General features: G+C 60.8%; 9 protein-coding genes. 5 read left to right on the top strand and 4 right to left on the bottom strand.

Features of this window, described 5'->3' with window-relative positions:
• Positions 1-42: 42 nt before the first annotated feature.
• Positions 43-348, bottom strand: a complete 306-nt coding sequence (locus tag HU725_RS05055) for a DUF3077 domain-containing protein (protein ID WP_186477579.1) — start codon at positions 346-348, stop codon at positions 43-45.
• Between the two features lie 88 nt (positions 349-436).
• On the opposite strand from HU725_RS05055, the gene HU725_RS05050 reads away from it, so the two are divergent.
• Positions 437-2,056, top strand: coding sequence for an FMN-binding glutamate synthase family protein (locus tag HU725_RS05050; RefSeq protein WP_186477578.1), 1,620 nt, complete (start codon positions 437-439; stop codon positions 2,054-2,056).
• 51 nt (positions 2,057-2,107) lie between these two features.
• Here the strand turns inward: HU725_RS05050 and HU725_RS05045 are convergent, their stop codons facing one another.
• The gene (locus HU725_RS05045) at positions 2,108-3,526 is read right to left on the bottom strand and encodes an amino acid permease (RefSeq protein WP_186477577.1); all 1,419 of its coding nucleotides are present in this window, start codon (positions 3,524-3,526) and stop codon (positions 2,108-2,110) included.
• Positions 3,527-3,904: 378 nt separating this feature from the next.
• Here HU725_RS05045 and HU725_RS05040 point away from each other — a divergent pair, with 378 nt between their 5' ends.
• The 3 genes from HU725_RS05040 to HU725_RS05030 all read left to right on the top strand — a co-directional run bounded on the left by HU725_RS05040 (position 3,905) and on the right by HU725_RS05030 (position 8,421).
• Complete coding sequence (locus tag HU725_RS05040) at positions 3,905-7,042, top strand: transglycosylase domain-containing protein (protein WP_186477576.1); 3,138 nt, start codon at positions 3,905-3,907, stop codon at positions 7,040-7,042.
• An 85-nt stretch (positions 7,043-7,127) separates the two neighbouring features.
• Complete coding sequence (locus HU725_RS05035) at positions 7,128-7,670, top strand: PadR family transcriptional regulator (RefSeq protein ID WP_186477575.1); 543 nt, start codon at positions 7,128-7,130, stop codon at positions 7,668-7,670.
• On the top strand, positions 7,663-8,421 hold the full coding sequence (locus HU725_RS05030; protein ID WP_186477574.1) for a siderophore-interacting protein: 759 nt from the start codon (positions 7,663-7,665) through the stop codon (positions 8,419-8,421). Before HU725_RS05035 ends, HU725_RS05030 begins: the two co-directional genes overlap by 8 nt.
• Positions 8,422-8,596: 175 nt before the next feature.
• Here HU725_RS05030 and HU725_RS05025 read toward each other — a convergent pair whose 3' ends face one another.
• A complete protein-coding gene (locus HU725_RS05025) occupies positions 8,597-9,232 on the bottom strand; it encodes a Pr6Pr family membrane protein (protein ID WP_186477573.1) in 636 nt (211 codons plus the stop codon).
• 1 nt (position 9,233) lies between these two features.
• A complete protein-coding gene (locus tag HU725_RS05020; protein ID WP_060477870.1) occupies positions 9,234-9,455 on the bottom strand; it encodes a VF530 family protein in 222 nt (73 codons plus the stop codon).
• Between the two features lie 163 nt (positions 9,456-9,618).
• Here HU725_RS05020 and HU725_RS05015 point away from each other — a divergent pair, with 163 nt between their 5' ends.
• Entirely contained in the window at positions 9,619-11,658 is a 2,040-nt protein-coding gene (locus HU725_RS05015; RefSeq protein WP_186477637.1) for a TonB-dependent receptor, read from the top strand.
• Positions 11,659-11,819 lie beyond the last annotated feature (161 nt).

The following is an 11,819-nucleotide window of genomic DNA, read 5'->3' as shown; positions in this document are numbered from 1 at the left end:
TGGCGCTCGGTCTGCCGGGCGCTGAGAACCTTTCGCCAATACCTATCCGGCCATGCCCAGCTCGGCATCATCCATCAATGCCTTGGCCATGGCGCTCAGGTAATGGGATACCCAGATCATCATCGGTTTCACGTCCATCAGGCCGATGATGGTCAGCTCTCGCACATAGCCCATCAATTCCGATGCCTGCTCGCGAGCATCACGGCAGGGAATGCCCGGCTCGATGCGAAATAGTGGGTGTGTTTGATGCTCACCCTGAAAGCATGTGGTTTTGCCGACAGTGAATCGAGTGTTATCTGAGGCCGTTGGGCCGCGTTGCGGCGCAACGGCATTGACGCTCGCCCGCACTATTTAATTGTGCAGCGCGACTGGACTTGGCTATGGTCGAAGTTTGCCCCAGGCCCTGAGCCTGACCGCGCCATAGCAAGGACCCCGTATGAGCCTGTCACTTCTGAGCCGTTATGCCTTCTTCACCGCCTGCGTCCTGTTCACCCTGGCAAGCCTGCCTCTGCTGCATCATCAATGGCTATGGCCATTCACCCTTACCACTGCAGCCCTTAGCCTGATCGGGGTGTTCGACCTTCTGCAGCAACGCCACGCGGTACGTCGCAATTACCCGATCCTGGGCAACATTCGCTACCTGGTCGAAGCCATCCGCCCAGAAATTCGCCAGTACTTGCTCGAAGCCGACAGTGACGCCCTGCCGTTCTCCCGCGCACAGCGCTCGCTGGTATACGCACGGGCCAAGAACGAACCCTCGGACAAACCTTTTGGCACGCTTATCGACGTTTACGAGGCAGGCTTTGAGTTCATCGGCCACTCCATGCGCCCTGCGCCCCTGAGCGACCCGGCCAGCTTTCGAATCACGATCGGCGGCCCGCAATGCAGCCAGCCCTATTCGGCTTCGATCTTCAATATTTCGGCCATGAGTTTCGGCTCACTCAGTGCCAACGCCATCCGCGCCCTGAACAAAGGGGCGAAGCTGGGCAATTTCCACCACGACACCGGCGAGGGCAGCATCAGCCCCTATCACCGCGAAAACGGTGGCGACCTGGTCTGGGAACTGGGCAGCGGTTACTTTGGCTGCCGCACCGCTGATGGCCGTTTCGACCCGCAACGCTTTGCCGCCCAGGCTCGCACCCCGCAGGTGCGGATGATCGAAATCAAGATGAGCCAAGGCGCCAAGCCCGGCCATGGCGGGATTTTGCCCAAGCACAAGGTGACCGAGGAAATCGCCGAAACCCGTGGGGTACTGATGGGTGAGGACTGCATCTCACCGTCACGGCACAGCGCTTTCTCAACACCGATAGAGATGATGCACTTCATTGCTCAGCTGCGAGAACTGTCGGGCGGCAAACCGGTGGGCTTCAAGTTCTGCCTCGGCCACCCATGGGAGTTCATGGGCATCGCCAAAGCCATGCTGGAAACCGGCATTTTGCCAGACTTCATCGTCGTCGACGGCAAGGAAGGTGGCACAGGCGCCGCACCGGTCGAGTTCACCGACCATATCGGCGTGCCGCTGCGCGAAGGGCTGCTGTTCGTGCACAACACCTTGGTGGGCCTGAACCTGCGCGACAAGATCAAGCTCGGTGCCAGCGGCAAGATCGTCAGCGCCTTCGACATCGCAAGCGTGCTGGCCATCGGCGCCGACTGGGCCAACTCGGCACGCGGCTTCATGTTCGCCATCGGCTGCATTCAGTCGCAAAGTTGCCACACCAACAAGTGCCCGACCGGCGTGGCCACTCAAGACCCACTGCGTCAGCGTGCCCTGGTAGTGCCGGACAAAGCCCAGCGGGTGCTGAACTTCCACCACAACACCTTGCGCGCGCTGGCTGAAATGCTGGCGGCCGCGGGCCTGGAGCACCCAGCGCAGCTGGAAGCCAAGCACCTTGTGCGGCGCGTGTCAGCGACCGAGATCAAGCTGTTCTCGCAGATGCATGTGTTCCTCAAGCCGGGCGAACTGCTGACCGGGGAAGTCGATGGGCAGTTCTACTCGCGCATGTGGCAACTAGCCCGGGCAGACAGCTTCGAACCGCACGATGATGTGGCTGCCTGAGAAGGCCAGGCTAGCGCGAGAGGGCCGCCAGGCGGCCCTAGCGGCTGGGCATCAACACGCGCTGCTGGCCTCATTGCGCGCCTGTTTCGGCGCCAGGCGCAATGCGTAATAGAGCACGGTCAGCAATACCAGGAATGCCGGGCCGACGTACAGCGCCACGCGGGTATCCTCGAAGTACGCCATCAGCCCCACCACCAGCACCAGAAATGCCAGGGCCAGGTAGGAACTCAGTGGCCACAGCCACATGCGGTACTTGAGCGCCTTCTGCTCAGCGCTGGACAGGCCTGCACGGAACCTGATCTGGGCCAACAGGATCATCACCCAGGTCCAGATGGCGCCGAAGGTCGCGATCGAAGTCACCCAGACGAACACCTTCTCCGGCACCAGGTAGTTGGCCAGAACCCCCAGCAGTAGCGCGGCGATGGACAGCAGCAAGGCATTGCGCGGCACGCCACTTTTTGAGGTGCGGGCGAAGATGGCGGGCGCCTGGCCATTCTCAGACAGGCTGTAGAGCATGCGGCCAGTGCTGAAGATACCGCCATTGCACGAGGACAGCGCGGCGGTGATCACCACGAAGTTGATGATGCCGGCAGCCGTCTTGATCCCTAAGCGCTCGAAGGTCATGACGAACGGGCTGCCCTGGCTGCCGATGGCGTCCCACGGATACAGGGACAGGATCACGAACAGTGCGCCAACATAGAACAACAGGATGCGCCAGAACACCGAGCCGATGGCCTGAGGGATGGTTTTTTGCGGGTTGCGTGCTTCCCCGGCGGTCAGGCCGATCATTTCGACGCCCAGGTAAGCGAACATCACCATTTGCAACGACATCAGCACGCCGGTCACCCCATTGGGCATGAAACCGCCGTTGCTCCACAGGTTGGAGATACCCACGGCAACGCCCCCGTTGCCCAAGCCGAACGCGATTACACCGATGCCGCCAACGACCATGGCGATGATGGTGACGATCTTGATCAAGGCGAACCAGAATTCGAACTCGCCGAATGCTTTTACCGCGATAAGGTTGACCGCCCCCATGCTGGCCAGCGCCGACAGGGCCCAGATCCAGCGTGGCACGTCAGGGAACCAGATACCCATGTAGATGGCCACGGCGGTGATTTCCGCGACACAGGTCACCAGCCACAGAAACCAGTAATTCCAGCCGGTCAGAAAGCCCGCCAGCGGGCCCAGGTAGTCTTGGGCGTAGCGGCTGAACGAGCCGGCGACCGGGTTATGTACGGCCATCTCGCCTAGGGCGCGCATGATCACCAGAATGGCCAGGCCGCCGATAATGTAGGAAAGCACGATTGCGGGGCCGGCCATTTCGATGGCTTTGGCCGAACCGAGGAAAAGGCCAACGCCGATACAGGCGCCCAGGGCCATCAGACGGATGTGGCGTTCGCCCAACTCTCGCTTGAGCGGGCCGCCCTGTGCGGGCTGGGCCGGGGCAGGATGGTTGCCGACTGGCATAGCAATACAACCTCATTTTGTTATTGGATTTGACCTTCGTGCAGCACCGGCTGTGCCGATAGGCACAGTGTTGGCTTGCCAGGCTGGCCTTGTGGGCCACCCTGCATGCCGGCCCAGAGCGGTCGGCAGGGCGAAGGGTCGGGCAGTATAGGAAGTTCGGTATAGGCGTTTTCGCTATATAAACGTGAAAAATCAGCAAGAGTTTCCGGGAACCTGGGTGCTTACCCGACTGTGCCTCACCCCCATCAGGACCGAAGCCAAACCCTGGGCGCAAAGCGTTCGGTCAGTTTTTCCTTGTCCGACAATTTCTTCACCTGCTGCTGTCAACGTCTAAGCTTCAGACAAGCAAGACGAAAATACCCGGCCGGATTGAAGACTATGGGCGCACTGTGGCAATCGGAACCAAGTACAACGCAAGCAACAGATGCACCATCAGCCAGCGCGCCACAACCACAGCCACCTCGTCAGCGCAGGCTCTGGTGGCGGCTGATCATCCTGATCGTGCTGGTAGCCCTGATTGCCATCGGTTTCGCAGCGTATGACGAGTTCCGCACTTCCAACCTGCAATCCCGTGAGTTCAGCAGGTTGGCCACTACCCTCACCTATTCGCTGCAGCCGGGGCCGAGCGATGCCATTGTGTATCCGGGTGAAGGGCCTTTCGACAAACGCCTGGGCTACAGTGGGCTGGGTGAATTTTTGCCACGCCTACTCAAGCGCGATTATCTGATCAGCGAGCAAGTGCGCTTTTCCCCCGCGCTGATGAGTTACGTCAATCACGGCCTGTTCGCCCCTTACATCGAAAAGATCCAGGCCGGCCTGTCCATTACCGACTGCCGGGGCGACACGCTTTACCAGTACAACTACCCGCAGCATCTGTACCCGGATTTCGCCTCCATCCCTTCGGTGATGGTCAATAGCCTGCTGTTCATCGAGAACCGCGACTTGCTCGATACCAATGATGTGCGCAATAACCCGGCTGTCGATTGGCCGCGCTTTGCCAAAGCTGCCTACAGCCAAGTGGCCAAGTACCTGGCACTGCCGGGCCAATCCGCAGGGGGTAGCACCCTGGCTACTCAACTGGAAAAATACCGACACTCGCCCGATGGCCTGACCGTCAGTGGCGCGGAAAAAATCCGCCAGATGATCTCGGCGAGCGTGCGTGCCTACCAGGGCGGCCCAGATACCAGCCAGGCGCGCCAGCGGATCGTGCGGGACTACCTCAACAGCGTGCCGCTGTCGGCGGTGCCCGGCCATGGCGAAGTGCACGGCATGGCCGAAGGCTTGCGGGTGTGGTACGGCGCCGATTTCGATCAAGTCAACCAGGCGTTGACCTCCACTGCCACTGACCCGCAGAGCATGGCTGCCCGGGGCCTGGCGTTGCGGCAGGTGCTGTCGCTGATGATTGCTCAACGCCGCCCTTCGCATTACCTGTCCAAAGGGCGGGTCGAATTGGCAGAGCTTACCGACTCACATATCCGCGTGCTGGCCGCCAACCACATCATCGATCAGCCGCTGGCCGATGCGGCGCTGGCCAGCAAGGCGGTGTATCGCGATTGGGTGGCGCAGCCGACCATCGTGCCAATCATCACCAACAAAGGTATCAGCCTGGCCCGCAATCGCCTGGCAGCCATGCTCAACCGCCCACTGTACGACCTTGACCGGCTGGACCTTTCGGCCACCAGCACCCTGCAGGCCGACCTGCAAGTGCAAGTCAGCCAGTACCTGAAAAACCTCGCCGACCCACAGTTCGCTGCACAAATGGGCCTGATCGGCGAACGTCTGCTCACCGCCAAGACCACAGACCAAGTCAGTTACAGCTTCACCTTGTTCGAGCGCACCGCCGATGGTTCGCGGGTACGGGTGCAGACCGACAGCACCAACCAACCCTTCGACATCAACGAAGGCAGCAAGCTGGAGCTGGGCTCGACCGCCAAGTTGCGTGTGCTGACCACCTACCTTGAAATCATTGCCGAACTGCATGACAAATACGCCGGCAAATCCCCGGGCGAGCTGAAGAAGGTGGACGTCGCCGAACTGGACCGCATCACTCAATGGTCACTGGAGTGGCTGGCGCAAAACAGCAAGAACCAAAGCCTGGACGCCATGCTCGATGCAGCGCTGGAGCGCAAGTACTCGGCAAACACCGGCGAGGCGTTTTTCACCGGCGGCGGCATGCATGTGTTCAACAACTTCCGCAAGGAAGACAACAACCGTAACCCCACCCTCAAGGATGCCCTGCGCGAGTCGATCAACCTGCCGTTCATTCGGCTGATGCGCGACCTGGTGCGCTATGTCACCTACCAACAGCCCTACAACCGCGTACCACTGCTCAAGGACGACGCTGACCCGCGCCGCCAGGAATACCTGGCTCGCTTCGCCGACAAGGAAGGCACCAGCTACCTGATGCGTTTCTGGAAGAAATACCAGCGCAAGACTTCGCAGCAGCGCCTGGACACCTTCCTCGACAGCATGCGCGCCACGCCGCAGCGCCTTGCGGCGGTGCACCGCTACCTGTTCCCGGAAGCCAGCCAGGAAACCTTCAACGCCTTCGTGCGCGCCCATAGCAAGGACGACAAGCTCGCCCTGGGCAAGCTCACCGACGGCAAACTGGCAGAGATGTACGAAGCCTATGGCCCCGGCAAGTACGACCTACCGGATCAGGGCTACATCGCCAAGGTGCATCCACTGGATCTATGGTTGCTGGGGTACCTGTTGAAGCACCCGAGCTCCACCCTCAGCGAAATGGTCAACGCCAGCCGTTTCGAGCGCCAGGAAGTGTATGGCTGGCTGTTCAAGAGCCGTCATCAGGGGGCGCGTGACAGCCGTATCCGCACCATGGTCGAGATCGAGGCGTTCTTGGATATACACCAGCGCTGGAAGCGCGTCGGCTACCCGTTCGACCACCTGGTGCCCTCACTGGCTACCGCGATCGGCAGTTCCGGCGACCGTCCGGCGGCGCTGTCGGAGCTGGTGGGTATCATCCAGAACGACGGTGTGCGCCTGCCTACGCTGCGCATCGATACCTTGCACTTCGCCGCCAATACGCCCTATGAAACCAAGCTGATCAGCGACCCGGATCGTGGTGTGCGGATTCTGCCAGTGGAAGTGGCTCGCGCACTCAAAGGCGCCATGTCGCAGGTGGTCGACGCAGGTACTGCAAGGCGGATCTCCGGAAGTTTCAAGCTCAATGACGGCACACCGTTGGTGATGGGTGGCAAGACCGGCACCGGCGACAACCGTATCGAAAGCTTTGGCGCCGGCGGCCGCCTGATTGGCTCGCGCTCGCTCAACCGTACGGCCACGTTCGTTTTCTACCTCGGCGACAATCACTTCGGCACATTGACTGCCTTCGTGCCGGGGCGCACTGCGGAGGCTTTCACCTTCACTTCGGCATTGCCGGTGCAAGTGCTCAAGGGCATGGCCCCGATCCTGATGCCTTACTTGCAGCCGGGTAACCCCAACGAATGCAAACCACCGCAGGTTGCCATGCGTGGCAGCGATCCATCTAAAAGTTAGATGATAACTATCCGCATTTAGCGACTTGTGTTTAGATATATCTTGAGTAATATCTTGCGATATATCGAAACACAGGAAACTCATCATGCGTGACCATGGCACCCATGACCTTTTTGAACGTCGCCCTCGCGGTGAGCGTGGCCCGCGGGTCTTCGCACCCGGTGACCTCAAGCTGCTGATGCTGTCGATGCTGGCTGAGCAACCAGGCCACGGCTACGACCTGATCCGGCAGATCGAAAACCTCTTCGACGCCAGCTACTCACCAAGCCCTGGCGTGATCTACCCCACCCTCAACTTTCTCGAAGAAGCCGAGTTGATCAGCGGCCAGGTGCATGGCAGCAAACGTCTTTACGCCATTACTGCGGCGGGCCGTAACGCGCTGGCCGACCAGGCAGTGGCCCTGGACGGCGTACGCATGCGTATCGAGGTCAGCAAGCGCGCCTTGCGTGGCCATGACCGCCCACCTGAAATCCATGAAGCGGTTGGCAACCTGCGCCACGCCCTGCACATGCACAGTGGCCGCTGGACGCCTGAAGAAATCGAGCGGGTGCGCAACCTGCTCAACGACACTGCCAAAGCCATCGCCTGCGGGCCGGCCGAACCGGTCAGGGAGAACCCTCATGAGTGACACCATTCACCGCGTCAACCACGAAATCCGTCAACGTCGCCTGCACGTACTACGCGTCACCGACCTGACTCCGCGCATGCGCCGCATCACCCTCGGGGGTGAGGAGTTGCAAGGTTTCACTAGCCTGGGCAGCGACGACCACATCAAGCTGCTGTTCGCCGAAAACGTCGAACAACAACAGGCTATCGACGCCCGACAACTGGGGGGCGATGGCGCAACCCGGCCAACCATGCGCGAGTACACGCCTCGGCGGATCGACTTGCAGGCCAACGAGCTGGATATCGATTTCGTGCTGCACGGCGACGGCCCCGCTTCCACTTGGGCGGCCCAGGCAACCCCTGGGCAGGTGCTGAACATCGCCGGGCCACGGGCTTCGATGGTGGTGCCGGATATCTTTGACAGCTACCTGCTGGTGGGTGACGAAACAGCAATCCCGGCCATTGGCCGGCGTCTGCAGGAATTGCCAGCCGGGCGCCGTGTGCTGGCCGTGATCCAGATCGAGGATGAGCACGAGCGCCAACCTCTGCCCAGCGCAGCGCAGGTGGAAGTCATGTGGGTCAAGCGGGACCAAGACCTTTTGGCGTTGCTGAGAGATTTAAGCCTGCCCGAAGGCAAGCTGTACAGCTGGGTGGCGCTGGAAAAAGCGCTAACCCGGCAGGCTAAGGCGCTGCTGCTGGAAAAAGGTATCGCTGAAGATGCTCTCAAAGCCGCCGCTTACTGGCGTGCCGATGGGGGTGGCGACCACGCGTAATAGGTTCTCTCGTGCATTGGCCAGTTCGCGGGTAAACCCGCCACCCTAGGTGCTTGGCTGCTCCCTGCGGCGTTGGCCTGCGCACCGCTGCGCCCGGTTTCACCAGTACTGCACGGATTCACCGTCCGAGCATCTGCGGTGTAAGCGGGTTTACCCGAGCACTGGCCAGTGCAGGTCAAGCCAATCTGTCCCTTCCCAGCCACCGATCCAACCCCAGCAATACCAACCCGATCGCCCAGAAACCCGCCAATACCCCAAGGGCGTTGAGTAACACCGGCCCATACCCCAGGCTTGCCACATCGATGAACGGGTACGGATAAGCCCCGATCTCACTTCCCCGCCACAGCGCATAAGCGAAATATACCGCAGGGTACAGTGCCCAGATCCCTAGGTGCTTGAGCCGCAGGCTGCCCTTGGGCACCTCGAACCACCAGTAAAGGGTGAACAGCAACGGCATCACATCGTGCAGCAGCTCATCGGCCAGCCACTGCCAGCCTTCTGGGTGCCATAGGTGACGCAACAGTATGCTGTAAGCGAGCGCCACCAACATGATGCTGGCCGCCACCGCTGAGCTCACAGACGGCGTCAGAAAGAAACGCTTGGCCGCAGATTCGCGGCCGAACGCCGCATAACTCAGGACCGTGGCAACCAAAGTGTTGGTCAGCACCGTGAAATAGCCGAACACATTGATCAGGCCGCCAATCAAGCTGGCTTGCTCCTGCCAGCGCGCCAGCAGCACTAGGTAGACCTGTACCGTAAGGGCAAACCAGCCAAGCAACGCCATCGACGTCAGCCAGGGGCGCCGTGGCATATCAGCCCCGGCGCTGCAGTTGTACGTACAGCTGCTCGACCTTCTCCCGCGCCCAAGGCGTCTTGCGCAGGAAGGTCAGGCTCGACTTGATGCTCGGGTCGCTCTTGAAACAGCGCACATCAACGCGCTCGGCCAGGCCCTTCCATTGGTAGTGCGCCACCAGCTCAGTGAGGATCTGTTCGAGGGTCTTACCATGCAACGCGTTGTGTTGGGCCGTACTCATGCCAGTGCTCCATTACAAAGATGCGCACCTTACACGAGTGTAGAGGCAGGCGGGACCTGTGTGAGGTGTTGAAAAACCGCTGGCAGGGCAAAAAGGGCTGTGCTGAAATAGAGATGTTATATTGTAACAATAAAACATGACTGCCAAGGAACGCCCCATCCCCATGCTGTACATACCGCTTCGCCTCTCCCCCATCGCTGTCGCCCTTTGCCTGGCTGCCTCTCCCACCCAGGCAGTGGAACTTGAACCTCAGATCATCACCGGCAACCCGCTGGGTAACCGTGAATCGGCTGCACCAAGTTCCGTGCTCGAAGGCGACCAATTGCTGCAACAACAGCACGCCAGCCTTGGCGAAACCTTGAACAGGCAACCCGGCGTTGCCTCAACCTGGTTTGGCCCAGGTGCCAGCCGCCCGGTAATTCGGGGCCTCGATGGCGACCGCATCCGTATCCTGCGCAACGGTGTGGGTGCGTTGGATGCTTCGTCGCTTTCTTATGACCACGCTGTGCCGCTGGACCCGGTCACGGTCGAGCGCGTGGAAATCATCCGCGGCCCTGCCGCCTTGCTCTATGGCGGTAACGCCATTGGCGGGGTGATCAATACCTTCGATAACCGCATCCCCGATTCGCCTATAGAGGGCATCCATGGCGCTGGTGAACTGCGCTACGGCGGCGCCGACACCACACGCAGCAGTGCCGGAAAGCTTGAGGCCGGTAACGGCACGTTCGCTCTGCACCTGGACGCCAACAGCCGCCAGTTCAATGACCTGCGCATTCCCGGTTACGCGCAAAGCGCCAAGGTGCGCGACCCCGACGCACCAGGCAGCCGTCACCGCCTAGCGAACAGCGACGGCCGTCAGGACGGCGGCGCCATCGGTGGTTCCTACAATTGGGAGCATGGCTATACCGGCCTGTCCTACAGCCGCTACGACAGCAACTACGGCTCGGTGGCAGAGCCTGGTGTGCGACTGGACATGAAGCAGGACCATTACGCCTTCACCTCACAACTGCGCGACCTGACCGGCCCTTTCACCTCGGTAAAGGTCGATGCCGGCTACACCGACTACGAACATCGCGAAATCGAAGAAGGCGAAGTCCATACCACCTTCCGCAACAAAGGTTACGAGGCACGCGTAGAAGCCCGCCATCAACCCCTTGGCCCGCTTGAAGGCGTGGTCGGTGCCCAGGTCAGCCGCAATGAGTTTTCCGCCCTGGGTGAGGAAGCATTTGTCCCCCACACCGACACCGACAGCCTGGCGCTGTTCATGCTTGAGCAGTGGCAGCCCTCCGAGCACCTGAAACTGAGCCTTGGTGCCCGCATGGAGCACACCCGTGTCGACCCCGACGCAAAGGGCAACGCCACATTCGCCGACGCCGACAGCGCCAGCAGCTTCAACGCCTTTAGCCTGTCATCGGGTGCGGTGTATCAGCTCGACCCAATCTGGTCGCTGGCCGCCAACCTCGGCTATACCGAGCGGGCGCCAACGTTCTACGAGCTCTACGCCAACGGCGCCCATGTGGCTACCGGCGCCTATGAAGTGGGTGATCCCAGCCTGACCAAGGAAAAGGCCATTTCCGCCGACCTGGCGCTGCGCTTCGACAATGGCACGCACAAAGGGAGCGTTGGGGTGTTCTACAGTCACTTTCGCAACTACATAGGCCTGATCGGCACCGGAAATGTGCGTGAAGGCCATGACCACGACCATGACCATGAAGACGATGACCACGATCACAGCGGCTTCCCTGAATACCAGTATCAAGGCGTGCGCGCACGCTTCTACGGCATCGAGGCCCAGGACCGCTGGCAGCTGGCCGAGAACCGCCTGGGCAGTTTCGCGCTGGAGCTGTCCGGCGATTACACCCGGGCCAAGAACCTCGACAATGGCCAGCCGCTGCCACGCATTGCGCCACTGCGCTTGAACAGTGGCCTGGTTTGGGAACTTGAGCGCTGGCAGGCTCGCATTGATGTACAACATGCCGCATCGCAGCACCGCAAGCCTGAGAATGAAACCAGCACTGCCGGCTACACCACCCTTGGGGCCAGCGTCGGCTATCGCTTCGACGTTGGCCAGAGCCAGTGGCTGGCCTTCGTGCGCGGTGAGAACCTGACGGACCAGACCGTGCGCTATGCCAGTTCGATTCTGCGAGATATCGCGCCGGCACCAGGGCGCAGCGTTGAGGTGGGCTTGCGAACCACATTCTGACCTGACGTAGCTTACATAGCAGCGGTTCACTCGCGAGTGCAGAGATCAACACTGCATGGTAGGCGCGGGTGAGCACGCTGATTCACAGCATGGGCGCTGGGCAACGCACGGAGGTTTGTTACCAGATCTGCAACAATGAACTGCGACAATTTGTCTTTTTT

It is taken from the genome of Pseudomonas promysalinigenes, assembly GCF_014269025.2.
Lineage (GTDB): Bacteria > Pseudomonadota > Gammaproteobacteria > Pseudomonadales > Pseudomonadaceae > Aquipseudomonas > Aquipseudomonas promysalinigenes.
The sequence above is the reverse complement of the archived record's forward strand: the minus strand, read 5'-3'. Positions and strand labels throughout refer to the sequence as shown.

Coding starts and splice junctions, on each gene's coding strand:
- HU725_RS05050 (WP_186477578.1), top strand. CDS start 437: ATGAGCCTGTCACTTCTGAGCCGTTATGCCTTCTTCACCGCCTGCGTC.
- HU725_RS05045 (WP_186477577.1), bottom strand. CDS start 3,526: ATGCCAGTCGGCAACCATCCTGCCCCGGCCCAGCCCGCACAGGGCGGC.
- HU725_RS05040 (WP_186477576.1), top strand. CDS start 3,905: ATGGGCGCACTGTGGCAATCGGAACCAAGTACAACGCAAGCAACAGAT.
- HU725_RS05035 (WP_186477575.1), top strand. CDS start 7,128: ATGCGTGACCATGGCACCCATGACCTTTTTGAACGTCGCCCTCGCGGT.
- HU725_RS05030 (WP_186477574.1), top strand. CDS start 7,663: ATGAGTGACACCATTCACCGCGTCAACCACGAAATCCGTCAACGTCGC.
- HU725_RS05025 (WP_186477573.1), bottom strand. CDS start 9,232: ATGCCACGGCGCCCCTGGCTGACGTCGATGGCGTTGCTTGGCTGGTTT.
- HU725_RS05020 (WP_060477870.1), bottom strand. CDS start 9,455: ATGAGTACGGCCCAACACAACGCGTTGCATGGTAAGACCCTCGAACAG.
- HU725_RS05015 (WP_186477637.1), top strand. CDS start 9,619: ATGCTGTACATACCGCTTCGCCTCTCCCCCATCGCTGTCGCCCTTTGC.